The 24522-nt window shown below is 70.0% G+C and carries 23 protein-coding genes; 16 read left to right on the plus strand and 7 right to left on the minus strand.

Features of this window, described 5'->3' with window-relative positions:
* Window positions 1–670 precede the first annotated feature (670 nt).
* The 4 genes from L942_RS44490 to L942_RS28000 all read left to right on the plus strand — a co-directional run bounded on the left by L942_RS44490 (window position 671) and on the right by L942_RS28000 (window position 4071).
* Window positions 671–877 carry a hypothetical protein gene (locus L942_RS44490; RefSeq protein WP_158684548.1) on the plus strand — a complete coding sequence of 69 codons (207 nt, stop codon included), beginning with the start codon at window positions 671–673 and terminating at the stop codon, window positions 875–877.
* Between the two features lie 361 nt (window positions 878–1238).
* The gene (locus L942_RS27990; protein WP_051166298.1) at window positions 1239–2378 is read left to right on the plus strand and encodes an AbrB family transcriptional regulator; all 1140 of its coding nucleotides are present in this window, start codon (window positions 1239–1241) and stop codon (window positions 2376–2378) included.
* Window positions 2375–2674 carry a hypothetical protein gene (locus L942_RS27995; RefSeq protein ID WP_037366129.1) on the plus strand — a complete coding sequence of 100 codons (300 nt, stop codon included), beginning with the start codon at window positions 2375–2377 and terminating at the stop codon, window positions 2672–2674. The genes L942_RS27990 and L942_RS27995 overlap by 4 nt, the downstream gene beginning before the upstream one ends.
* Before the next feature lie 425 nt (window positions 2675–3099).
* Window positions 3100–4071: a magnesium transporter CorA family protein gene (locus L942_RS28000; RefSeq protein WP_106965063.1), complete on the plus strand. Its 972-nt coding sequence runs from the start codon at window positions 3100–3102 to the stop codon at window positions 4069–4071.
* A gap of 46 nt (window positions 4072–4117) precedes the next feature.
* Here L942_RS28000 and L942_RS28005 read toward each other — a convergent pair whose 3' ends face one another.
* From L942_RS28005 to L942_RS28020, 4 genes are all read right to left on the minus strand, one after another.
* On the minus strand, window positions 4118–4594 hold the full coding sequence (locus L942_RS28005) for a hypothetical protein (protein ID WP_200862942.1): 477 nt from the start codon (window positions 4592–4594) through the stop codon (window positions 4118–4120).
* A 342-nt stretch (window positions 4595–4936) separates the two neighbouring features.
* Window positions 4937–5437 carry a (2Fe-2S)-binding protein gene (locus tag L942_RS28010; protein ID WP_037366132.1) on the minus strand — a complete coding sequence of 167 codons (501 nt, stop codon included), beginning with the start codon at window positions 5435–5437 and terminating at the stop codon, window positions 4937–4939.
* Window positions 5434–6315, minus strand: coding sequence for an FAD binding domain-containing protein (locus L942_RS28015; protein ID WP_037366134.1), 882 nt, complete (start codon window positions 6313–6315; stop codon window positions 5434–5436). Before L942_RS28015 ends, L942_RS28010 begins: the two co-directional genes overlap by 4 nt.
* Window positions 6312–8690, minus strand: coding sequence for a xanthine dehydrogenase family protein molybdopterin-binding subunit (locus tag L942_RS28020; RefSeq protein WP_235079443.1), 2379 nt, complete (start codon window positions 8688–8690; stop codon window positions 6312–6314). The genes L942_RS28015 and L942_RS28020 overlap by 4 nt, the downstream gene beginning before the upstream one ends.
* A gap of 209 nt (window positions 8691–8899) precedes the next feature.
* Between L942_RS28020 and L942_RS28025 the strand changes: the two genes are divergently transcribed.
* The 8 genes from L942_RS28025 (at window position 8900) to L942_RS28060 (ending at window position 17099) form a co-directional block, all read left to right on the plus strand.
* Window positions 8900–9895, plus strand: coding sequence for an LLM class flavin-dependent oxidoreductase (locus tag L942_RS28025; RefSeq protein WP_037366136.1), 996 nt, complete (start codon window positions 8900–8902; stop codon window positions 9893–9895).
* Between the two features lie 13 nt (window positions 9896–9908).
* On the plus strand, window positions 9909–10922 hold the full coding sequence (gene fgd, locus L942_RS28030) for a glucose-6-phosphate dehydrogenase (coenzyme-F420) (protein WP_037366138.1): 1014 nt from the start codon (window positions 9909–9911) through the stop codon (window positions 10920–10922).
* A 17-nt stretch (window positions 10923–10939) separates the two neighbouring features.
* The gene (locus tag L942_RS28035) at window positions 10940–11404 is read left to right on the plus strand and encodes a YybH family protein (RefSeq protein ID WP_037366140.1); all 465 of its coding nucleotides are present in this window, start codon (window positions 10940–10942) and stop codon (window positions 11402–11404) included.
* 29 nt (window positions 11405–11433) lie between these two features.
* Window positions 11434–12261, plus strand: coding sequence for an alpha/beta fold hydrolase (locus tag L942_RS28040; protein WP_051166299.1), 828 nt, complete (start codon window positions 11434–11436; stop codon window positions 12259–12261).
* Window positions 12258–13172 carry a DUF1028 domain-containing protein gene (locus L942_RS28045; protein ID WP_037366143.1) on the plus strand — a complete coding sequence of 305 codons (915 nt, stop codon included), beginning with the start codon at window positions 12258–12260 and terminating at the stop codon, window positions 13170–13172. The genes L942_RS28040 and L942_RS28045 overlap by 4 nt, the downstream gene beginning before the upstream one ends.
* On the plus strand, window positions 13169–14422 hold the full coding sequence (locus tag L942_RS28050; RefSeq protein WP_051166300.1) for a M20 family metallopeptidase: 1254 nt from the start codon (window positions 13169–13171) through the stop codon (window positions 14420–14422). Before L942_RS28045 ends, L942_RS28050 begins: the two co-directional genes overlap by 4 nt.
* A gap of 22 nt (window positions 14423–14444) precedes the next feature.
* The gene (locus L942_RS28055) at window positions 14445–16073 is read left to right on the plus strand and encodes a PucR family transcriptional regulator (RefSeq protein WP_037366146.1); all 1629 of its coding nucleotides are present in this window, start codon (window positions 14445–14447) and stop codon (window positions 16071–16073) included.
* 114 nt (window positions 16074–16187) lie between these two features.
* A complete protein-coding gene (locus tag L942_RS28060; protein ID WP_235079444.1) occupies window positions 16188–17099 on the plus strand; it encodes an aminoglycoside N(3)-acetyltransferase in 912 nt (303 codons plus the stop codon).
* A gap of 418 nt (window positions 17100–17517) precedes the next feature.
* On the opposite strand, the gene L942_RS28065 is transcribed toward L942_RS28060, so the two are convergent.
* Window positions 17518–18162 (minus strand): TetR/AcrR family transcriptional regulator, encoded by a 645-nt coding sequence (locus tag L942_RS28065; protein WP_051166302.1) that lies wholly within the window; start codon window positions 18160–18162, stop codon window positions 17518–17520.
* Between the two features lie 105 nt (window positions 18163–18267).
* Between L942_RS28065 and L942_RS28070 the strand changes: the two genes are divergently transcribed.
* The 4 genes from L942_RS28070 to L942_RS28085 all read left to right on the plus strand — a co-directional run bounded on the left by L942_RS28070 (window position 18268) and on the right by L942_RS28085 (window position 21907).
* Window positions 18268–19266 (plus strand): ABC transporter substrate-binding protein, encoded by a 999-nt coding sequence (locus L942_RS28070; RefSeq protein WP_037366148.1) that lies wholly within the window; start codon window positions 18268–18270, stop codon window positions 19264–19266.
* 21 nt (window positions 19267–19287) lie between these two features.
* Entirely contained in the window at window positions 19288–20277 is a 990-nt protein-coding gene (locus L942_RS28075; RefSeq protein WP_037366150.1) for an amidohydrolase family protein, read from the plus strand.
* Window positions 20274–21275, plus strand: a complete 1002-nt coding sequence (locus tag L942_RS28080; RefSeq protein WP_037366152.1) for a hypothetical protein — start codon at window positions 20274–20276, stop codon at window positions 21273–21275. The genes L942_RS28075 and L942_RS28080 overlap by 4 nt, the downstream gene beginning before the upstream one ends.
* Window positions 21276–21421: 146 nt before the next feature.
* A complete protein-coding gene (locus L942_RS28085; protein ID WP_051166303.1) occupies window positions 21422–21907 on the plus strand; it encodes a restriction endonuclease in 486 nt (161 codons plus the stop codon).
* Between the two features lie 247 nt (window positions 21908–22154).
* Here L942_RS28085 and L942_RS28090 read toward each other — a convergent pair whose 3' ends face one another.
* Both L942_RS28090 and L942_RS28095 read right to left on the minus strand, forming a co-directional pair.
* Window positions 22155–23660: a long-chain-fatty-acid--CoA ligase gene (locus L942_RS28090; RefSeq protein ID WP_037366153.1), complete on the minus strand. Its 1506-nt coding sequence runs from the start codon at window positions 23658–23660 to the stop codon at window positions 22155–22157.
* A gap of 11 nt (window positions 23661–23671) precedes the next feature.
* Window positions 23672–24487, minus strand: coding sequence for an alpha/beta fold hydrolase (locus L942_RS28095; RefSeq protein WP_235079445.1), 816 nt, complete (start codon window positions 24485–24487; stop codon window positions 23672–23674).
* Window positions 24488–24522 lie beyond the last annotated feature (35 nt).

Raw genomic sequence — 24522 nt, forward strand, 5'->3', positions numbered from 1 at the left:
TCCGACCACCGCGAGAGCGGTCTCTCGCGGATCGCCCCGGCCGGCCCGGCGCGCGCGTGACGCGCGCCGACCCCCGACGCCGGAACGATCCACTGAAAAGAATGCACCCGGAAACTCGCGTGACACAGCAGAGTTAGCCGAAGTTTTACCGATTTTCCGCGCACCCCCGGCGACTGCGGCAGCGTGGTGCGAACCGCCAGCGCCGGCTGCTTCACACGCGACCGGCCGCCTGCCGCATCGCCAGCGCCGGCCCGTTGCTCGTGCTCTGCGCGCCAGCCGAACGCCGCCGCGAGACAGCCGTTCCGTCCGCCCCGGGCCGGTGCCGCCCACCAGCGGCAGCCGGCTTCCCGCGCCACGACTGTCACAGCGCCACTGGCCGCCAAGCCAGGTCTCCCGCTCCGGGACCGCACCGGCGGCGGTGCGCTCGACCGCGCCAGCGCCGCTCCCCGGCGGGCAGACGCAGCCTCCGCTGCGATCGACGACGGCTCATTCGCATTGATCGTCCACTGTGGACTCGAGGCGCGATGCCAGCGTCCATGTGCCGATGGTGACGTTCACCCGCGACCCGGCCCGATCTTCCTGGCGCCCACGCGGCAACCGCCAGTCGCCGGGGCAGTTCGTAACACCCGCTCTGGCCAGCCGACTTAACCAGAGAAGGGCAGGGACACAGATGGACACCGACCTCGCACTGGACGCGTTGTTAACTGCGTGGAAAAGCGACATCGAGAGCGTTCCGCTCCCGGAGCTGGTCTCCGTCGACATTGCCCTCGCCGCACTGGCAATTCATCGTCTGGTGGAGACTCCCTTCCGCGAAGCCGCATCCGATTCGCGCGGCGGCGCCGGCGAGTACGCGGTACCCGCACCGCCACCAGGTTGATTTGCGACGACGGCACCATTCCGTCGCGCCTTCGGGCTCCTTCTGCTCAGCCGTGCACGGCTGAGCAGTACCCGTCCTCGTGAGCTCAACCTGACCTGCGCCGATGCACAACCGACCTTGACAGCCGCGGTGCGACCTTTGCCTGAGCCAGGTGACAGCAACTCACGCCAGCCCGGCGACGTCGGCTTCGATTGCGCGCGCGTCCCCCGCCGATCAAGGCAAACCACGATTTACCTCTCTTTACCCAGTCGTCACTGACCGCACAGGCGGTAGCTACACCGGCACGTTACGTTGGGAAATACCCAACCACCGTCGTCTGGGCTCAGCCCTCCGTCCACTCCACTACGAGGAAGACGAACAGGTGACGACACTCGCAAGCAGAACGATTCTCGGCATTCAGCAGCGGCACGCCCTCGCGGCCCGCGATCTCCTGCGCTGGGCCGTCCCGCTGGGGGCGTGCTACCTCCTGGCGGAACTCGCCGAAACCCTTGCCGTGCCGGCTCCCCAGCTCCTGGTCTCCCTGCTGGCCGGGGCAGTGCTCGCACTCACCGGAGCGGTGCGGCAGCAGATGCCCCGGCCGCTCACGCGGTCGAGCCACGCCCTCGTCGGGGCCTTGATGGGCACCTACCTGAACCTGTCCACCCTGCACTCGATCGCTGCCTCCGCGATCCCGTTCGCCGTCGTCACCGTCGCCTCGGTCGGCATTTGCTTCGGCGTCGCGTTCGCGCTGGCCCGCATCACCCGGCTCACCGTGCCGGACTCGCTGCTCGGACTGACGCCAGGCGGCTCGGCGGCGATCGTCGCGTGCGCGGACGAAGTCGGCGCCGACGCGCGGCTGGTCGCCTTCGCCCAGTACATCCGGGTGGGCCTGGTCGCGTTTACCGCACCCTTCATCGCATTCGCCGTCCAGCCCGACGCTCCGGCCGACCCCGACAACGCGATCACGCTCGGGCTGCCGCACGCGGGGCACCTGATCGCCGCGTCCAGCCAGTTCTCCGGACTGCTCGTCCTCGCGGCGATCTGCGCACTGGGCGGCCAGCTGGGACGCCGCCTCTCGCTGCCCGCACCGGTCCTGCTCGGCACCATGCTGGTCGCGGCCACCGCCGTCGCCACCTCGGCCGTCAGCGGGTTCACCCCGTCGGGTCCGCTGCGCGACCTCGTCTTCATCGTGGTCGGCCTCGAGGTGGGCCTGCGGTTCACCTGGCCGGTCGTCCGGCATGTCGGACGTCTCCTGCCGCACATCGTCGGCGCCACCGCGCTCGTGTGCCTCGCCTGCGCGGGACTGGCCTGGCTGGCGACCGCGTTTCTCGAGACCTCGTTCCTGGAGGCGTACCTGGCCACCACGCCCGGCGGGATCAACGCCGTGCTCGCGACCGCGGCGTCGACCGGAGTGAACGTGCCGCTGGTTTCCACCGTCCAAAGCCTGCGGCTGTTCGCGGTGTGCCTGCTGGTGCCGTTCCTCATCCGCAAACTCGGCGGCAGCGCGAGGACCCGCGCATGACAGCGCCGCCGATGCGGTTGCTCATCGACCTCTCCGGATACGCGGCGACCCTCACCGCGGACGAGGACTGGAGACGAGCGTTCGCCTCCGCCACGGACGCACAACGACGCGTGCTCGTCGAGCACCTCCGCGACGAAGCCCACCGCCGGCTCGACGACCTCTTCCATCTCCTCGTCTTCACCGGCGACACGGACACCTGGGAAAACCTGACCGGACAAGGCACGAGCGACCTGTCCGCCTCGGCGTGCCACAGCCGGCCGCCGCTGTCCTCCACGCGTCGACCTCCAGCACGGTGATATCCCCGATCCGCGTCGGCCCGAACCGCGCCAAGACCTGCGCCGGCGGCCACCGCCGCCGCCCTCCTGTGCGGCGGCCCAGTCGCGCTGCCGTTCGGCCAGCCGGTGCCGATCCAGCACAGGGACAGTGCCCCCGGTGACCAGGCCCAGCAGCAAGCTCACCGGCACCCACCGCCCCGCGGCCGCGCACCTCGCGTCGACCGCGGAGGTCAGCGGCGGAGGCACCGGGTCGAGTGCTTCCCGAACCCGGCCGTCGGGTTCTCAGGGTTCTCACAGCGGTTCTCGTGGATGGTGCGCGATTGGCCCGTTCGCCGTGAGCGGGCCGGTCCTGCGACGGGTTTGGAGCTGCTGACGTGCTGGTTGCCGCGGAATGTCCCGGTGTCTTTGTCGGTGACCTGGCGTTCTCGTTCTGAGCGGGGCTCGTGATGGCACGCACGCGGGTGTATCGCGACGGAGTCCTCGCGGCCGAGGGAATCCCGGTCGCGGACGTGTCGGACTACCTCGCCGATCCCGAAACGACGGTGTGGCTGGACTTCTGCGCTCCGACCGAGGCAGACCTCGCGGCCATCAGCGAAGAACTCGGCCTGCATCCGCTCGCGGTCGAGGACGCGGTGCACGAACATCAGCGAGCGAAGCTGGACCGGTATGACTCCCACTCCTTCCTGACCGCGTACTCGGCCGTGCTCGACGGCACGGACGGGATCGTGGTCGTGTCGGAGCTCGCGGCCTTCATCACCGGCCAGGCGCTGGTCACCGTGCGCAAGGACGAGAACTTCCCGATCGACGCGGTCGTCGCCCGCTGGGATTCGGCGGCGGAGCTGGCCAAGAACGGGGTCGGGTTCCTGGTGCACGGGCTGCTCGACCACATCGTCGACGGTCACTTCGAGGTCGTGCAAGCACTCGACGAGCAGATCGAAGCGCTCGAAGACCTCGTGTTCGACGAACGTCCGCGCTACGCGGACATGCAGCGGCGCTCCTTCGCGCTGCGCAAGAGCCTCGTGCGCATCCGGCGCGTCGTCCTCCCGATGCGCGAAGTCCTCAACACCGTCATGCGCCGCGACCTGCATCTCGTCGACAGCGAACTGCAGCCCTACTTCCAGGACATCTACGACCACGTGCTGCGTGCCTCGGAGTGGACCGAGTCGCTGCGCGACCTGGTGACGACGATCCGGGAGACGCAACTCAACATCCAGGGCAACCGTCTCAACACGATCATGAAAAAGGTCACCAGCTGGGCGGCCATCATCGCCATCCCGACCGCCGTCACCGGCTTCTACGGCCAAAACGTGCCCTACCCAGGTTTCCAGACCAGCGCGGGGTTCTGGACGTCCACCCTGGTGATCGTCGTGCTTTCCCTCGCGCTGTACGTGTCCTTCAAGAAACGGGACTGGCTGTAGCGACCTGCGGACCGGCTGGCCCGTGCGCATGCGTCCGCCGCGCGGGTCAGCCCGCACTGCAGGGCCGGACGCGTTTGCCGACGAGCAGCTCGCGCCCGGCCGCGTGCCAGAACTCTTGGCCGGCCAAATACATGCCGGCAAGACCGATGAGACACGCGGCCACGTCCACGCTGCGGCGGCCGTCCTTCGCCCAGTAGACGTCCTTGAGATCGACCAGCAGCGCCAGCTCGTCCACGATCAGCGCGACCCCGCCGCCGTACGCCGCCGCGGTACCCGGGTGCTGCCGCCGCCGGTCGTCACCCCGGAGGGCGATCGCGCCGACCGCGAGCAGCGCGGCGATGCCGAAGTTGTAGTGGTGGATGTGCCGGCCACCGATCGTGATCCCGCCGGAACCGCCCGCGCCTTCGCGATGCAGCGTATAGGTGATCGCCCGGGTGATCCCGAACGTCGCGGTGAACGCGCTCCACGCGATCACCAGCGTGCGCTGCGGAGTGCTGATCCGGTCGCGGTATGCCCGCCGCACCCGCGCCGACCGGGACAGCCTGCTCCTTTCCCCCAGTCCTCCGCTTCCCGAACCAGTCCAGCGCCTTGTTCCCATAACCCGGAGACGGTACGCCCGATTGGACCGGACCGCCTGCCGCTCCGGCACCGCGACGACGATCGCGAAGAACGCGGACGGAGCAGCAACGGCCGAGGCATCCGTTGCGTCGCATGGCCAGACCATGTCGGCGCATTCATTCCTTCTTGAAAGCTCCGGTTGATCGGGTGATCCAGCAGGGCGCTACCGGATCGTCGGCGACTCCGGCCGAGTCCGGCGCCGTCAGGTCGTGCGGGGTTGCCGGAGTCGCGTGCGAAACGCCGAGCCCTATCGCCGAGGACCGCCTTCGCGGAGCTTCGCCGCGGCCGCCCGGACCGCCTCCACAATGAACTGATATCCGGTGCATCGGCACAAGTTGCCCGAGATGCCGGCACGGATTTCCGCGTCCGTCGGGTCGGGATTGTCGGCGAGCAGCTCCCTGACCGTGAGCAGCAGGCCGGGAGTGCAGAACCCGCATTGGAGGCCGTGGTGCTCCCAGAACGCCTCCTGCAGCGGGTGCAGGCCGGCCCCGTCGGCGAGGCTCTCCACGGTCGCCACCTCGGCGCCCTCCGCCTGTACCGCGAGCGTGCAGCACGAACGCGCGGTCCGGCCGTCCAGCACTACCGTGCACGCTCCGCACACGCCGTGTTCGCAGCCGACGTGGACGCCAGTCTTGCCGCAGTCCTTGCGGAGGAAGTCCGACAGCGTCCGCCGCGGCTCCACCACCCTGGTCACCGGTTCGCCGTCGACGGTCAACGAAACGGCGCGGGCTGTCTGTGTACTGGTCATGCCGCGGAAATCCTCTCAGCTGGGGGCAGCGCCCGGATCAGGCAGCGCTGGGTCATCACGTCGGTGACCCGGCGCCGGTAGGCGGCCGGGGCGTGCACGTCGGTCGGCGGGTCGACCTCGGCCGCCGCGGCGGCGCCGGCGGCTCGCAGCAGTTCCGCCGAGGGCGCCTCGCCGACGAGAAGCCGTTCGGCCCCGGCTGCCCGCATCGGAGTCGGTCCCGCTCCGCCGATGCCGATCGACGCCGCGACGATCCGGCCGGCGTTGTCGAGCCGGAGTGCGGCCAGCACTGCCACCAGGGCGAAATCGCCGTGCCTTCGGGCCAGTTCCGCGACCGCCACCCGCGTTCCGGGCGGGGAGACCGGAACCCGGACGGCGGTCAGCAGCTCGTCCGGGGCCGCGCCCGTGCGGTGCGGACCGCGGAAGAACTCCGCGACCGGCAGGATCCGCCGCCCGGCCGGCCCGGTCAACACCACGGAGGCCCCCAGGGTCAGCAGGGCCGCCGGATTCTCGCCGGCCGGATGCGCGTACGACGCGCTGCCGCCGATCGTGCTTCGGTTGCGTATGGTCACGTGCCCGGAATGGTGCAGCGCTTCGACGATCAGCGGTGCCGCGTCCGCGACGACGGGCGACGTCTCGACGACCCGGTTGCGAGTCAGGGCACCGATTTCCACGTGCCCGTCGCCGGTGCGAACGTAAGCGAGGTCGGCCAGTCCATTGATGTCCACCAGCAGCGCCGGCTTTACGCGCCGGGTGGCCAGCAGCGGGACGAGGCTCTGCCCGCCGGCGAGCACCCGCGCCGAGTCGGCGTTCTCGGCGAGCATCGCGACCGCGTGCTCGACGCTGGTCGCGCGAACGTGGTCGAACGGGGCGGGTTTCATGCGTTCTCCTCGGTGGCGGCGTCGATGGCGGCGAGCAGCCGGGGCGGGGTCACCGGCACCCGGGTCAGGCGCGGGCCGAGCTCGGGCAGCGCGTTCTCGATCGCCGCGGTGATCGCCGATGCCGCGCCGATCGTGCCCGCTTCGCCCATTCCCTTGAAGCCGCCGGGAATGTGGTCAGCGGTGGTCGTCATGTGCAGGGTGGCGAAGGCGGGAATCTCCGACGCCGTCGGCATCAGATAGTCCATAAAGGACCGGGTGAGCAGCTGTCCTTCCGAGTCGTAAAGGATCTCCTCGTACAGCGCCCCGGCGATGCCCTGCGCCGCGCCGCCGTGCAGCTGGCCGTCGACGATCTTCGGATTGATCACCGTGCCGCAGTCGTGCGCGACCAGGTAGCCGAGAACGTCGACGACGCCGGTCTCCCGGTCCGCTTCGACGAGCACGGCGGTGGCGCCGTAGGAGAAGGCGACATTGTCCGGGTCGAGAACATCCCGCTCTTCGAGTGCGGGAGTCTCGCCGTCGGGCAGGTTCCCGGCGAGCCTGCGATAGGCGGCGTCGCCGATGTCTCGCATCGACACCGAAGGCCCGGAAGGGGCTCCGGCCACGGAAATCCGGCCTTCCACGATTTCCAGGTCGCCCGGATCCGCTTCCAGCAGATGTGCGGCGATCCGCAGCACCTTGTCGCGCAACCGCGTGCTCGCGCGCAGCACCGCGCCGCCGCCAAGGCTCGCCCCTCGGCTCGCGCCCGTCCCGTATCCGGTGAACGGCGCGGTCTCGGTGTCGCCGGACAGCACCGTCACCGAATCCAGCGGCACCCCGAGCGTTCCGGCCGCGACCTGCGCCAGGGCTGTCTCGATGCCTTGCCCCAGCGCGGAAAGCCCGGTGCGCACGGTCACCCCGCCGCTCGAGTCGATCCGCACGACCTCCTCGTCGAACGAACCGTGCTGCAAACCGGCCCCGTTCATGATCCGCGTCGGCCCGAGCGCGGTGATCTCGATGTGGAACGCGTAGCCGATGCCGAGGGAACGGCCCTCCTCGGCGGCCGCGGCGACCTTTTGCGGCCATCCGCGCTCGGCGACGCCCTGCTCGGCGAGCGCGAGACAGTCGGCGTAGTTGCCGCTGTCGTAGAAGAACACCGGGCTCGGGTACGGGAACTTGTCCGGGGCGATCAGGTTGCGCCGGCGGATCTCGTTGGCCGGTCGGCCCAGTTCCCGGGCGAGCTTCTCGATGAGCCGCTCGTGCGCGAAGTTGCACTTGGGCTGTCCCCAGCCGCGATACGAGCCGTACGGCGACTTGTTCGTCACCACCCCGACCACCGTGCCCTCGACATTCGGGATGTCGTACGGGCCGCTCAGCAACGCCATGGAAAGCCAGCACGGGCCTATCCCGACGGTCGCGAGCTGCCCGCCCAGCACCGCCCACACCGTCCCGCGCAGCCCGGTGATCGTGCCGTCCGCCTTCGCCGCGACCGACACCTCGATGCGCTGCTCGCGGGAATGCGCGTTGGCGGCGAAGCTTTCGTGCCGGTCTTCGATCAGCTTCACCGGACGGCCGGTGCGTTTCGACAACAGCGCGGCCAGAACTTCTTCGGCGTAGAAGTCGAACTTGTTCCCGAACCCGCCGCCGACGTCCGGCGTCCGCACCCGGATCCGTTCCACCGGCAGGCCCAGCACATCGCCGAGCAGGTCTCGCGCGAGATTCGGCGACTGCGTCGACAGCCACGCCTCGAGCCGGTCGGTCAGCGGGTCCCAGGACACCACCGCGCCCCGGGTCTCCAGCGGCGCGCCCATCTGACGGCCGAACTCCAGCGTCTCGGTCACCACGACGTCCGCCTCGGCGAAGGCGGTTTCGACGTCTCCTTTGGGAATCGTCTGGCGGCAGCTGACGTTGTCCGGCCAGTCCTCGTACAGCAGCGGCGCGTCCGGAGCGAGCGCGTCGTCGAGCGTGCTGACCGCCGGAAGCACCTCGTAATCCACCTCGATGAGCTCCAGCGCGTCCTCGGCGACGTAACGGTTCTTCGCCGCCACGACCGCCACCGGCTGGCCCACGTACCGGACCTTGTCGACCGCGAGCGCGTACTGCCCGGTCATCCGCTGGTCCGGGATCATCAGCCAGACGACCGGCTGCGGCGCCGCGCACGCGTCGCGCACCTCCGGCCCGACGAGGACGTCGAACACCCCGGGCAGCGCCCGCGCCCGGCTGGCGTCGATCGAGCGGATCCGGGCGTGCGGATGCGGACTGCGCAGCACCGCCGCTTCCAGCAGGCCGGGCAGGACCACGTCGTCCACGTACTGCGCGCGCCCGGTGAGCAACCGGGGGTCCTCTTTGCGGCGCACCCGCGCGCCGATCAGTCCTGGCGGTACCTGCTGCTGGGTCACGGTCATTCCTCCGGTCGCGGAAACGACGGTCGCCGGGAGCACCCGGTCTCCCGATCGTCGGCCGGGCCGGAGGCGGCGTCCATCGCCGGAACGCTCAAATGCGCCCGCCCGGTTCGTCGCACCGCCAATTGCCGCCTCGCGCCCCGGGACCCGAGACTGGTTCCCGAGCGGCGGCGTCCGCCCTCTCCCCCGCCTTCCGGAGGTTTCCCATGAGCGGAACAGAAACCGCGCCCGTCGGAGTGTTCGTCGCGACCTCGACGCCCCCGGAGGACATCGCCGGGCTCGCCGCTGCCGCCGAGCGGCTCGGATACGGCGAGGTGTGGGTGGCCGAGGACTACTTCTGCTACGGCGGATTCAGCGGAGCCGCGCTCGCGCTCGGCGCGACCTCCCGGGTCAAGGTGGGACTCGGCGTGGTCGCGTCGGTGGCCCGGCACCCAGCGGTCGCCGCGATGGAGATCGCCACGCTGGCGCGAGCGCATCCCGGCCGTTTCCTGCCCGGCATCGGCCACGGCGTGCCCGCGTGGACCGACCAGATGGGCGTCACCGCGAAATCGCCGCTGACCGCGCTGCGCGAATGCGTCGAGTCCGTCCGCGCTCTGCTGCGCGGGGAAACCGTGGACCTCGAAGGAAAGCAGTTCGCGTTCCGCGCGGTCTCCGCGGCGCATCGGCCGGACGCCGAAGTGCCCATCCTGACCGGCGTGCTTGGTCCGAAGTCGCTGCGGTTGTCCGGGCGGATCGCCCAGGGGACCGTGATGAGCGTGCTCGCCGGAACCGAGTACCTCTCGTCCGCGCTGGGCCACATCGGCGAAGGCATGGCCGAGGCGGGCGCCACCGAACACCTGGTCCCGACGTTCGCGCTGTTCAGCGTCGACCGGGACAGCAAGCGGGCTCGGGCCGCGGTGCGCCCCGCGCTTGCCGGGTACCTCGCCGCGGTCGGTCCGCACAACCCGCTCACCGCCGCGTTCGGCTACAACGACCACCTCGCCGACCTGCTCGCCGGCGACCCCGGACGGCTCCCCGAGGCGCTGCCGGAAGAGTGGATCGACACCCTGACCGTCGCCGGCGACCCCGACGACGTGCTGGAACGCGTGGCCGCGCTGCGCTCGGCCGGCGCGACCAGCGTGGTCCTCTCGCCGGTCAACGCCGCGTCCGCCCGCGACGAACTGGAACTCGCCGCCTCCGCGGTCCTGCCGCGCCTCGCCTAGGAGAAGCCCCGCTGTGGAACTCACGATCGGGTACAAAGCGTCGGCCGAGCAGTTCGGCCCGCGCGAACTCGTCGAATACGCAGTGCTCGCCGAGGAGCTGGGGCTGGACAGCGTCTGGGGGTCGGACCACTTCCTGCCTTGGCGCCATCGCGGCGGCCACGCTCCCTCCGCGCTGGCCTGGATGGCGGCGGTCGGCGAACGCACCGAACACGTCCGCATCGGCACCAGCGTCCTGACCCCGACGTTCCGGTACCACCCAGCGGTGCTGGCGCAGACGTTCGCGACCATGGCGCTGCTGACCGGCGACCGGGTCGCGCTCGGCGTCGGCACCGGCGAAGCGCTGAACGAGATCGCGGTGTCCGGAATGGACTGGCCGGAGTTCAAGGAGCGGTTCGCCCGGCTCCGCGAGGCGATCACGCTGATGCGTGCCTTGTGGACGGAGGAGTCGGTGGACTTCTCCGGCGAGTACTACACCTTGGCCGGCGCGCGCGTCTACGACCGGCCGGGGCGTCCGGTTCCGGTCTACGTCGCCGCGGGCGGCCCGCTGGTTGCCCGCTACGCCGGGCGCGTCGCCGACGGGTTCATCTGCACCTCCGGCAAGGGCATGGACCTCTACACCGAAAAGCTGGTGCCCGCCGTCGCCACCGGCGCGGAGCAAGCCGGCCGCGCGGCCGGCGACGTGGAGCACCTCATCGAGATCAAGCTGTCCTACGACCGCGACCCGGCCGCGGCCCTGGACAACACGCGGTTCTGGGCGCCGCTCGCGCTCACCGCGGAACAGAAGCACACCGTCGATTCGGCCGAAGAGATGGAGCGGCTCGCCGACGCGCTCCCGCTCGAGCAGGTGGCGCGCCGGTGGATCGTCGCCGCCGACCCGGCCGAAGCGGTCGCCCAGCTCAAGCCGTACCTCGACGCCGGGTTCACGCACCTGGTGTTCCACGGGCCGGGCGCCGACCAGCGCCGTTTCCTGGCCCAGCTCGCCGAAGACGTCGTCCCTGCCCTCCGCGCCGCCGCGCGCGAGGCCTGAACCGAGGAGGAAAACCCATGGCCGGAAACGAGAACGACATCAAGGAAATCCTGGCGGTGCACCACGCCTGGCTCGAGTCGAACAACGACCTGGTGATCGACAAGATGTACCCGAACTTCGCCGACCCCGGCTATCTGCAGTTCAACCTCAACGGCCACGAGTACCGGGGTCCCGCGGAGAAAGCGAAGCTGTGGGAGGGCCTGCACGAAATCGGGTTCAACCTCTCCGACATGAAGATCGTGGAGGAGCCGAAGGTGCACGCCGACGGCGACCTGGCCTACCTGACCACGTACTGGAGCGCACAGGTGAGCGGCGACAAGGGCACCGGGGTCCTCGAACCCGACCCCGAGCCGCTGGTGTTCCGGGTGACCGAGGTGTACCGGCGCGACGACGGCAAGGGCAATCCGGTGTGGAAGATCTGGCACTTCCACGCCTCGCCGATCGCCTCTCCGGACCTGCCGCGGTTCCCGCAGGACGCCTGAACGCCGGCCGCCCAGGAAAACGAGGGACAATGACACCGCACCTGCGCCGATCCGCCCGGGGCCGCTCCGGCCGACTGTCCTATCTGGACTGGCCGGGCAGCGGCGTCCCGGTCTTGTTCCTGCACCCGGTCAACACGGCGGCCGCGGTCTGGGCCGACGTGGTCGCCGCGCTCGGCGGCCGGGGCCGTGCGCTCGCGGTGGACTACCGCGCGCACGGCCACTCGGACCCGGGCGGCCCTTATCTGCCGGCCGACTACGCCGCCGACGCGGCGGCGGTGCTCGACGCGGCAGGTGTCGAGAGGGCGCATCTCGTCTGCGGCTCGATCGGCGGTGCGGTCGCGGTGGAACTGGCTGCCGCTGCCCCGGAACGAGTGGCCAGCATCGCGGCGTTCGGCGCCGCGCTGCGCGTCGGCTGGGCGGCCGACGCGCTCGACGAGGCGGAAAAGGCCTTGCGCACGCTCGGGGTCCGGGAATGGTTCACCCGGCACGGCGGCGAGATCCTCGGCCCGCGGTCCCGGCCGGACGCTGCCGCGCGGCTGGTGGAGCTCGCCTCCGGCGGCCGCGACGGCGACCGGGCCACCGACACCGTGGTGCGCGTGCTGCGCAGCACGTTCGGCGACGCCGATTCCCGGCCGGCCGCGGCAGTCGTGGCCGCGGCTCCCCCGCCCGCCCGGGTTTTCGTCGGCAGCCACGACCCGACCTGCCCGCCGCCGCGGGCACGGGAACTGGCCGCCGGGCTGAACGCCGAAGTGCGGCTGCTGGACGGGATCGGGCACCTGCCGATGCTGGAGGATCCCGCCGGAACGGCCGCCGCGGTCAGGGAATTCCACGCCTTCGCGGAAACGGGGAACCGATGACCTACTCCATCGTGGCCCGCGACGAGCGCACCGGACAGCTCGGCGTGGCCTGCCAGTCTCACTTTTTCGCCCCCGGCGCGTCGGTGACCTGGGCTGTCCCCGGCGTCGGCGCGGTCGCCACCCAGGCTTTCGTGGACGGCCGCTACGGCGCGCGCGGACTGGACCTGCTGGCCGACGGCGTTCCGGCCGAGGACGCGCTCGAACGGCTCCTGCGCGACGACGACCACCCGGAGGTCCGGCAGGTCGCTCTCGTGGGCACGACGGGCAACGCAGCGGCGTGGACGGGGCAAGCGTGCATCGCATCCGCCGGCAATCTGTCCGACGGCGCGGTGAGCGTGCAAGGCAACATGCTCGATCACGACAGCGTGTTGCCCGCGATGCTCGCGGCCTATCGCGACCGCGAAGGCGATCTGGCCGAACGGATGATGCACGCGCTCGAAGCGGCCGAACGCGCGGGCGGCGACATCCGCGGCAGCCAGGGCGCGGCACTGCTGGTCGTCGACGGGTCGCGAACCGGCGAACCCTGGCAGCACAAACCGGTCGACCTGCGGGTGGAAGACCATTCCGATCCGGTCGCCGAACTGCGCCGGCTGCTCGCGTACCGGCGGGCGTTCGATGCCGTGTCCGGCGCCATGTTCGCGCCCGGGCTGATGGTCGGGCGCTACGCCGAGCCGCGACCGGGCGACCGGGACCGGGCGCTCGCCGCGCTCGCCGATGCGGCGGAGGTGCTCAAGGGCAACCCCGAGGCCGAGTTCTGGCGCGGAGTCCTGCTGGCCCGCTCGGGCGATATGGCGGCCGCACGCCGGCAGCTCGCCGGCCCGCTGGCGGCGAATCCTCGGCTGGCCCGGTTCCTCGACCGGCTCGCCGACGCCGGTTTCCTCGGCCACGACGACCTGAAGGACCTGCGATGACCCGCCCCGAGCTCGTCCGGAAGATCCGCGCGGCCGTCGACGTCGAGGCGGTTGCCGGCCTCACCCAGGATCTGGTGCGCATCCGCTCGGAAAACCCTCCCGGCCGGGAGACGGAAATCGTCGGCCATCTGCGCGAACGGGCACCCGACCTCGGGCTCGCGGCGACCGTCGTGGAAACCGCCCCCGGGCGGCAGAATCTCCTGCTGACCACCGGCTCCCGGCCGGGTACGCCGGTGCTGCTGGTGAACGGCCACCTGGACACCGTGCCGGCCCGCCCGGACGCATGGCGGCACGACCCGTTCGGCGGCGAAGTGGCCGACGGCCGGATCTACGGGCGCGGTGCCGCGGACATGAAGGGCGGGGTCGCGGCTGCCCTCACGGCATTGCAGGTATGCCGTTCGCTCGGCCTGGAACTGCCGTGCGAGCTGGTGTTTCATCTCGTCGCGGACGAAGAGCTCGGCGGTGCGCAAGGAACCGCCGCACTGGTCGCGCGGGATCTCGTGCGGGCGGACGCGTGCCTCGACCCCGAGCCCACGGGGCTCCGGCTGTGCCTTGCCGAGCGCGGCCTGATGTTCGCGACGGTCACTACGAACGGGGTGCCCGCGCACGGCAGCGAACCGGCCAACGGGCGCAGCGCGATCATCTCGGCGGCCGCGATCGCGCAAGTGCTGCACGACAACGAATTCCCGCAGACGCCGCACCCGCTGCTCGGCAGGACGACGTGCAACGTCGGCACGATCCGCGGCGGCAGCGGGCCGAACGTGGTGCCCGAGGAATGCCGGCTGGAGATCGACCGCCGGGTGCTGCCGGGCGAGAGCCGGGCCATGGCCGTCCAGGGCATCGTCGACCGGATCGCCTCGCTGGGACTCGTCCGCGGGACCGACTACGACCTGCGGGTCGACACGTTCTGCGAACCGTCGGAGATCGCCCCCGGACACCCGTTCGTCGGGTACGTGGCCGACGCGTTCGCCGCGATGACCGGCCAGGAACCGGGCACGACCGGGCTGCCGTTCACCACCGACGCCCGGTTCATGCGCAACCAGCTCGGCATCCCGTCGGTCGTGTTCGGGCCCGGCGAACTCGCGGTCGCCCACACTGTCGACGAGTACGTCGAGATCGACGCGCTCGTCGCGGCGGTCGGGGTCTACGCTTACCTGTTCGCGGGCTTTGCCGGGACCGCGCCGATGGCCGACAATGCCGGAGGCTCTTCCGCCGACACCGACGTCGAAGGGGTGCCCAGCGCGCGCTGAGCAGCCCGGAGGGAGACACCCCATGGGCGCTGCCGGACTCACCCTGGACACCTTCCTCGGTTTGGTGGGCGGGGATTTCGTCGACGTGCTGCACTCTCCCGCCGGGCTCGACCTGCCGGTGGTGGCCGTGCTGATCCACGACACGAGCACGGCGGTGCAGATCAATCCCGGCGACCTCGTGCTCGGCATCGGGCTGCGCGCCGCCGATCCGGACACCGAGCGCCTCGTCGCCGAGGTCGGCCCGGAAACCGTGCTGGCCTTCAAGATCCACGGCGACGCCGAACGCGCACGGCTCCGCGCGCTCGGCGAGGCGTACGGCGCCACTGTGCTCGCGATCTCCCCGGAAATGTCCTGGGACCAGCTGCATTCGCTGGCGCGCACCTCGATCGCGTCGGCCGCGGCCACCGTGCCGGACGAGCGCGGCGTCCCCTTCGGCGATCTTTTCGCGCTGGCCAACTCGGCGGCCGCGATGCTCGAAGGACCGGTCATCATCGACGACGAGCGGATGGAGGTGATCGCGTTCTCCAGCCTCGGCGACCCGATCGACGAGATCAGGGAGCATTCGATCCTGCACCGCAGGCCGCCGCGCGAGTTCATGGACTGGTGCGAGTCGACCGGAATCCTGCCGCGGGTGCGCCAGAGCCTGACCCCGGTCCGGGTGGTGCCGCCGGACGGCGCGACCCGGCTCGTCACCGCCATCCGCGGCGGCAGCGACATCCTCGGCTACCTCTGGGTCGCCGAGGCCAAGCACAAGCTCGACCAGCATTCGGCCGATCTGCTCGCCGAAACCGCGCGCGTCGCCGCGCTGCAGCTGCTGCGGTCGCGGATCAGCGAGGACCTCGACCGCAGGCTGCGCAGCGACCTGCTGCGCAACGCCCTCGCCGGGCGGGCCAACGCCGCCACTGTGCAAAGCCACCTAGGTCTCGACGGGGTGTGTTTCCGGCTCGTCGCGTTCGTCCCGGACCGGCCGGGACCGGCGCCGGCCACCCCCGAGCTCCGTCCGCTCGAGGATTTGGTGGCGCTGCGGGTGGAAGCGTCGCGCAGGCGCGGCGCGGTCACCTCGTGCGACGGGCGCATCTACGCGACGTTCCCGGTCGCCGATCGCACGCCGGACGAACCGGCCCGGCTGGCCCGGGAGATCACCGGACAGGCGGACCGGCAACTGCATCTGAGCCTGCGCGCGGCGATCAGCGGGGAAATCGCGTCCGCGGCCCAGCTCGCCGAGGCGCGCCGCGCCGCCGACCGGCTGCTCGACCTCCCGCTGCTCGACGAGTCGCGCCGGGTGCTCGCCTTCGACGACTCCGTCGCCGACGCGATCCTCTCCGAGATCACCGAAATCCTGCGCGAGCGACCGCGGCTGCTGCAGGGCGGCGTCGCCGGGATGGTGGTCAGCGACCGGGATTGCGGCACCGAGCACCTGGCGAGCCTGCGCGCGTTCTTCGACGCGGGCGGCGACCTGACCGCCGCCGGCCGCGCGGTCTACGTGCACCGCAACACGCTCAAATACCGGCTCACCCGAATCCGCGACATATTCGGCATCGACGTCGAAGATCCCGCCCAGCGCCTCGTGGCGCAGTTGCAGGTCGCCGCCTTCACCGCCTACCCGGAGCTGCTCGCGGAACTTCCGGCTGCCCCGCCCCGCACGCAGTGATCGGGCGGCTCAGCCGGGCTTCCCCTCGCGCTGCTGGTCTCGGTCAACCGCTCCGAGAAGTGCCCGGATGTACCTGACGGCTCCCGACTCTTCGCTCCCCGGACCGGCGCGTCGGTGCTCTGGTCAGCTAGTCGGCGTTGCGGCCCCGTGAGCATTGGTCCCCACCGGCTGACCGACCACCACAGTAGGTTCGATCAGGACCCGTTTCCGATGCGAGAGGCAAGGTTGATGGGCACGCCCCGAAACGAACCCCTGACTGCCGGCGCTCTCCGCGACGGCTGGCAACGACTCGGCGTGCGACCTGGCATGAACCTCATCGTCCACTCGTCGCTGTCCAGCCTCGGACACGTCGAAGGCGGAGCCGACACCGTGATCGAATCCCTCACCGCAGCGGTCGGGCCCGACGGGACTGTGGTGACCCCCGCGTTCACCCGCCAGGTCACCGACCCCGATCCTCTCCACCCCCGGATCCCCACCCCAGCCATTCGCGAGCGCCGCGCCGCAGTCCCGCTCTTCCACACCGACCTTCCGTCCAGCATGGGCGCGATCCCCGAAGCGCTCCGGAGGCGGCCGGAGAGTCTTCGAAGTCCGCACCCGCAGGCCTCGGTCGCGGCGGTCGGCGCACACGCGGCCGAAATCGTGGCACACCAGCCCCTCGGTTTCGCGCTCGGCCGCACCTCGCCGTTCGGCCGCCTGCACGACCTCGGCGCCTACATCCTGCTCATCGGCGTCGGCCACGACCGGAACTCATTCCTGCACCACGCCGAAACCCTCACCCCCTGCCCCCGGCTCAAGGTCCGCCGATTCCCTCACCTGGTCAACGGCGAGCGTGTCTGGATCGAAACGCTCGACGTCGGCAACGACAACGACACGTTCTTTCCCATCGTCGGCAAGGAGTTCGAGGCGAAGGCCGGCATCGCAGAAGCACAAGTCGGTGCAGCTGCCTGCCGCCTCCTCCCGACCACGGCATTCGTACCGTTCGCCGTCCAGCGCCTGACCGAACTCCTGCCCACTCCCAATTCCTGAGTGGAGTCCAAGCGCTGCATTCTCTGAGACACCGTGGTCGGAACCGACACGATCTGGGCTCTGTAAGTGATCCTGTTTCGCGCCGACACGGCAGAGACGATCTACGAGATCGCGGCACAATCGATCGTGTCGCAGTTTGGCACCAACGGCTTTTGCGCAAGTTGACCGTCCTGATCGGACTGTTCAACCTCGCCACCCGCGCGACATTCGCAATCCTCACCCGGTACGCGGCCGGAGCTGGATCACCCGTCGGATTGTCGGACCGCACCTACGGATTCCTGCTGGGCGCGCTCGCTCGCACTGTCCTTCGCCAGCACTCTGACCATCGGCGTCCCCGCCGTGACCACGAGCCCCGTACGTCGTCGGGACCGCGTTCTTCATTGGTGTTGCGTGTCAGGCGGCGATCAGGGTGTCCCACTCACTCCTCGACGCCAGCGCGATCGCCTCTGCGCTGACCGGACTGGCCGGTGAGAGTTCTCGCCTCACGGACAAGGCTTTCGACGTCCGTCAGCCCAAACGCTGCCCGCTGCAGCATCAGCCCGTGCACAAAAGCGACGATGATCCGCGCGGTGTTGCCGGGGTCGAGGTCGTCCGGCACCGAACCGTTGGCCTGCCCTCGCCGGAGCGCCTGGGCTAGGTGCTCCACGGTGCGGTCGAGGCCTTCGATCGCGTGCGCGCGCAGATGGTCATTGCGCAGGAGTTCTCCCCAGGCATCGACGCCGCACCGCAGCAGTTCTGCCTGTTCCGCTGCTCCCGCGCCGGTCGGCGGGGTCAGCGCCTGCGCGGCACGTCCGACCAGGTCGCCTACCGTGATCTCGTCGGACTCTTCGACAAGCCGCATGATCGGGGTGAAGACCGACTCGAAGGCAAGCTGCGCGACTTCGACGACCAAGTCCTCTTTGCCGCTGAAATACCGATACGGTGCCCCGGTCGAGATGCCTGCCTCGGCTGCGATCTGCGGCATCGACGTCTGGTGATACCCGTTGCGCGCGAAGCACCGGCGCGCCGCGTCGACGATCGCGGCCCGGTTCGCCGTGCGCCGGTTCTGGCTGAGTCGCGGCATCCGAACCTCCACCCCCATGGTGAACAACCTTTCACCTTGACGATACCGCGACGCGAGCGCATCCTGTTCCGTGAAAGCTCATTCATTTTACGGAGGGGAACGGCCATGCGCGCACCCGCACTCAGGATCGGCGGCTACCGCTACGAGCACGCCGCGGACGTCTTCGACGGGACCCAGCCGATCGAGGGCTTCGAGGTCGCGGCGACCACGGCCGGGCTGGTGTCGGACATCTTCCGGGGCATGGTCGCCGGCGAATTCGACGTCGCCGAGCTGGGACTGACTTACTTCCTGCGCATGTGGGACACGACCGAGTCGCCGTTCCTGGCCTTGCCGATCTTCCCGAACCGCAACTTCCGGCACTCCTCCCTGTTCGTCAACGCCGACAGCGGGATCACCCGGCCGCAAGACCTCGCCGGCAAGACAGTGGGCGAGTTCGCCCTCTGGGGACACGATCCGGGCGTGTGGATGAAAGGCGTCCTCGCGCAGGAGTACGGCGTTCGTCCCGAACAGATGCGGTGGGTGATCGGCGGAACGGACCACCCGATCCCCTCGTTCGACTGGGTGCCGCAGCCGGTGCCCGACGGCGTTTCCGTCCGGCACGCCGGAGCCGGCGAGACCCTCGCGGCGATGCTGGAGTCGGGCGAGATCGACGCGCTGCTGTCGGTCGACGTGCCCCAGTCCGTCCTCGACGGTTCCGGCCGGATCCGCCGGCTCTTTCCCGACTGCGCGTCAGTCGAGCGAGAATACTTCGCGCGGACCGGGATCTTCCCGATGATGCACGTCGTCGCGATCCGCAAGGACTTTCACCAGGCCCATCCCGGTGCCGCGAAAGCGGTTTACGACGCGTTCCTCGCGGCGAAAGACCGGACGCGGAAGACGTATCTGGATCAGGCGGCCAAGCAGCACATGGGTCTGATCACCCCCTGGTTCAGCGACCTGTTCGAGCGGAACCGGCGCTTGCTCTCGGACGACTGGTGGCCGTACGGGGTCGAGAAGAACCGGCTCGCGGTGGACACCTTCCTGCGGTACCACCACGAACAGGGCCTGTCGCGTACGCAGCTGACCAGCGACGACATCTTCGTACCCGAGCTGCTCGGGTCCTGAGGACACGGTGAGGCACGCGAAATGAAACTCATCGGACTGGAAGAACACTTCGTGACCCCCGCCGTGCTCGACGCGTGGAGCCGCCTCGACCCTGTCCATCGTGATGTCGCCTTCGCCGCGTCCGCCGAGGGCGAAACCGGGCGGCGGCTTCTCGAACTCGGCGAAGAGCGGCGCTCGGCGATGGCTGCCACCGGACTGGACGTGCAGGTCTTGTCCCTGACAACCCCCGCTCTGCAGAACCTTCCGGCTGCCGACGCACGGCACCTCCAGGAAGCCACCAACGACGTCCTCGCGGAGACGGTCCGCAACGACCCGGAGCATTTCCAGGGGCTCGCCGCCCTCGCCACGAGCACCCCCGAGACCGCCGCCGACGAGCTGCGGCGCGCAGTCACCGTGCTCGGACTCGACGGCGCGATGCTTTACGGACGAACCGGTGCCACGAACCTCGACGACCACTCGTTCTGGCCTGTCTTCGAGGCAGCACAGGATCTGTGCGTCCCGCTGCACCTGCATCCGCAGTCGCCGCCGCCCGCGGTTCGGGAGCATTACTACGCGGGCTTTCCGCCGGAAATCTCCGCCGGGTTCGCCACGCATGGCATCGGCTGGCACTACGACGCCGGCGTGCAGTTCCTCAGGCTCGTCCTGCGGGGCGTGTTCGATCAGTTCCCGGATTTGCAGATCGTGCTCGGACACTGGGGCGAGCTCGTGCTCTTCTACCTAGAGCGCGTCCAGCACCTCGCGTCCTCGGCGGGCACGGCCCGGCCGCTGGCCGAGTACGTGCGCGACAACCTGTACGTCACGCCCAGCGGGATCCGCAGCCGGCGCTACCTGGCTTGGGCGATCGAGGTAATCGGGACCGAGAGGATCATGTTCGCGACGGACTACCTCTTCGAAGCGTCGTCGCTGTCCGGGGCTCGCGCATTCCTGGAGCAAGCACCGCTCGACGACACGGCGCGCGAGTCGATCGCATTCGGCAATTGGGAGCGCGTGCGCGCAGGGATCCGGCGATGAGCGCGCAGCGGCTGACGCTGGCTTCGCTGCCCTACGACCAGTTCCGGGCGCTCGATGACGGCACAGTGCGGGTCGAGGGCGCGGACCTGGTCACCGAGCATCCGGCGATCGCCACCCAGGTGTTCGAGCGAATGATCCGGCACCAGGCCTTCGACATCGCCGAGCTGGGCATGACCTACTACCTGCGCACGCTCGACTGGGACGAGCCGCCGTTCGTCGCGCTGCCGGTGTTCCCCGCCCGGGTTTTCCGGCACTCCGCGATCTACGTCAACGCCGACAGCGGCATCGCCCGGCCCCGGGATCTGCGCGGCCGCCGGATCGGCGAATTCGTCACCTACGGCCACGACGCCGGCGTCTGGGCCAAAGGAATCCTCGCGGACGACTACGGCCTCGACCCAGCCGACAGCAGCTGGCTCGTCGGCGGACTCGATCGCCCGATCGGCAAGATCGACTACATTCCGTTCCTGCACCCTCCCCAGGTGACCGTCCGCCGCGCGGCCGAAGGGGCCGATCTGGGGCGCATGCTCGAATCCGGCGACCTCGACGCGCTGATCTCCGGGAACGTCCCGCGGGCCGTGCTCGCGAGGTCGCCGAGGATCCGCCGGCTGTTCCCCGACTACGGCGCGGTCGAGCGCCGATACTTCGCACGCACCGGCATCTTCCCCATCGCGCACGTCATGGTGATGAAGCGCGCGGCGGTCGATGCCGATCCGACCCTGGCCCCGCGGATCTACGCCGCGTTCGACACCAGCCGAGCCGCGGCGCTGGACCGCCTGCACCAGCAACGAACGACCAACTTCGTCGAACCGATGATCCCGTGGCTGAACGAGACCGTCGACCGCAACCTGGAACTGCTCGGCTCCGACCCTTGGCGGTACGGCGTCGAAGCCAACCGGACGACCATCGACGCTTTCCTGCGGTACCACTGGGAGCAGGGACTTTCCAGCCGGCGAATGGATGTCGAGGAATTGTTCGTCGAGACGTTGCGCGCGACGTGACCGGTCAGGGCAGCACGCGCATGACTGATTTTCGTGGGTGTAACGTCCGCGCCTGCGCAGCGATTTGTCCGGAAACACAGCTCACTCTGGCGGTGAACGAACCGGCACCCAGCGCGTACCCTTCCGTTCCCCCGGGTGCGCTCGCAGTGGCAGTCGGAGCCCCGATCGCCGGATGGGTGGTGTGGCTGCACTCGCGGAACCGTGCGCAGCAGACGCGTCTGGCGGCCGCGGCAGCCAGGTCCCACGAGATCAGCCGGTACCAGATGATGGGTGACCGCGAGTTCGAGGAAGCTCTCGCGTTCCTGTGCGCGCGCGACGGCTGCGCCCACGCGCAACCCGTTGGCAGGACAGGAGACCTCGGCGCCGACGTGATCGCGTTCGCACCCGACGGCCGGAAGATCGTGCTCCACGCCAAGCGATACGTCCCCACGAACAAGGTCATCGGGCCAGAGCTGCAGAAGTTCGGCGAGACGTGCTTCAGCGTCCACGGTGCCCACGTCGCCGCCATCGTCACCACGTCGACGTTTACGAAGCAGGCACAGCAATACGGCGCACACCTCGGCATCCGCCTCTTCGACGCCGACGCGCTCGCCGCATGGTCCAGCCGCACCGGGCCCGCGCCCTGGCACTAACCAGCCGAGCGAGCACGCAAGCTCGGCGGCCGTCGAGGAAATGGCCGCCGGCGGTGCACGCTCGCCCGGATGCTGCTGCGCTTCGACCAGCGCTCGGCGCGACGTTCGACCAGCGCTCAGCGCGACGGAGGACTCAGTCGGCTATTCGGCCTGACGCGCACCCTCCCAGGCTTGCGTTGAGGAGCCAGCCCAGTCCGCCCGGCTCGACCACCACGCAGCGAATGCCGGAGGCGCGGCTGAACCCGTCTCACTTCAGTTCGCGTTTGAGGATCTTCCCGGTCCCGGTCATCGGGAGTTCGTCGCGGAATTCCACCAGCCGCGGGTATTTGTACCCGGCCATGGCGTTCTTGCACCACGCGACCAGTTCGGCCTCGGTCAGGGTCGCGCCGGGGTTGCGGATCACGAACGCCTTGACCTCCTCGCCGTGGCTGGGATGCGGCACGCCGACCACGGCGACGAGGCTGACGTCGGGATGGGTCAGGATCACTTCCTCCAGTTCGCGCGGGTAGACGTTGAACCCGCCGCGCACGATCATGTCCTTCGCCCGGTCGACGATCGTGTAGTAGCCGTCCTCGTCGCGGGTGCCGATGTCGCCGGTGCGGAACCAGCCGTCGCGCAGCACCGCCTCCGTCGCTTCGGGGCGGCCGAGGTAGCCCTTCATCACGTTGTGCCCGCGGATCGCGATCTCGCCCGCTTCGCCGTCCGGGACGTCCTGCCAGTCCTTGTCGATCAGTTTCAGCTCGACGCCCCACACCGGCTGGCCGATCGAGCCGGGCTTCGCGACGCGGCCGGGGTGGTTGAACGTCGCGACCGGGCTCGTCTCGGACAGGCCGTAGCCCTCGCGGATCTGGACTCCGTAGATCTTGTGGACCTGTTCCAGGATCTCCACCGGCAGCGCCGCCCCGCCGGACACGGCCATGCGCAGGTTCGCCGCGATCGCGGGCAGGTCGTGTTCGGCCGGGTCGGCCTTGATCAGACCCCAGTACATCGTCGGGACGCCGGCGAAGAACGTCACGCGCTCGCGTTGCATGAGCGTGAGCGCGGCCTGCGGATCGAAGCGCGGGAGCAGCACGAGGGTCGCTCCGGCGCCGAAGCCGGAGTTGAGCTGCACGCTCTGGCCGAAGGAGTGGAACAGGGGCAAGGTCACGAGGTGCACGTCGTGGTTCCCGGTTCCGAAGACGCGGTGGCAGGTCAACGCGTTGAGCAGCATGTTGGCGTGAGTCAGTTCCGCGCCTTTCGGCGTACCCGTGGTTCCGCTGGTGTAGAGGACGACGGCGGTGTCGGTGGCTTCGGTATCAGCGGTCTCGAACACCGGCGACTGTCCGTCAAGGACAGATGCGAAGGCGTCGTCCAGGAGGAAGAAAAGCTCGCACGACGGGGTTTCCTCGAATCCGGCCCGGCCTTCCTCCTCCAGCGGCAGGCCGGGACCGCCGGGGAAGCAGAAGAACGCCTTCGCTCCGGAGTCGCGCAGGTGGTAAGCGATTTCGCGGCTTTTGAGCAGGACGTTGAACGGCACCACCGCGGCCCCGGCTTTCAGGACTCCGTAGTAGACGATCGGGAACAGCGGCACGTTCACCGAGGCCAGTGCGACAGTGTCGCCACGCCCGATCCCGTTGGCGCGCAGGAGGTTCGCGACCTGGTTGGCGGCCGCGTTCACCTCCTGGTAGGTGATCCGGGCGTCCCCGGCGACGAGTGCGTCGCGGCCCGGATGCGTGGCGGCGCTTTCTTCCAGCAGCATGGCGAGATTCAGCATCGGAGGTCTCCTCAGGACAGGAATTCGTGGATGAGCGGGACGAGGTCGGCGGAATGGGTGAGCAGGGCGAGGTGTCCGCCGCCGGGGACGAGGCGGACGGTGCCGCGGCGCAGCAGCCGTCCCATGAGACGCGCGTTGACGGCCGGGATGATCGGGTCGTCGTCACCGGCCAGCACGAGCACCCGCTGGCGCAGCAGCGGCAGGTACCACGCGCTCGTCCAGCCGGCGCCGGCGACGATCTGCCAGTAGTAGCCGAGCGGATCGGGCGCCCGGGTGGCCGCGGCGAAGTGCTCGGCGACTTCGGGATCGTCGCCGAATCCCCCGCCGTAGAGCCGCGCGCCGGTCTCGCGCAGGTGCCGCGGGCCGAAGTAGCGCAACGGGCTCGCGAGGGTGAGCAGCACCGACGGCTTGGCCGGCACCATCACCATGCCCATGCTGGTCGCGCAGAGCACGACGCGCCGGCACAACCGCGGGTTGCGGTACGCGAACTCCTGCGCCAGCGCCCCGCCCCACGAGATGCCGAGCACGTCGACCTCGTCGTGGCCGAGCGAGCGCACCAGATCGGCGAGCATCCGGGCCAGCTGCGGCATCCGGCGCGGCAGCCGGGTGACCGGCGAGCCGCCGGTGCCCGGCATGTCGAAGCGGATCACCGGAATCTTCCGCCCGGTCTGGCTTCGCAGTGCTTCGACGAGCGGGTCCAGCAGCTCGAGGTTCGCGCCGATTCCGTTGCACAGCAGCAACGGCGGCCCCTCCCCCGGCCGCACGTCGATGTGCAACCGGATGCCGCGCACCGTCACGGTGGTGCTGATAGCGGTACCTTCTTTCATGGCTGGGACCTCCGGGGAACGCTTCTGGTGCTTGT

Origin of the sequence: Amycolatopsis orientalis DSM 43388 (assembly GCF_000411975.1) — a bacterium.
GTDB classification, from domain to species: Bacteria; Actinomycetota; Actinomycetes; order Mycobacteriales; family Pseudonocardiaceae; genus Amycolatopsis; species Amycolatopsis orientalis_D.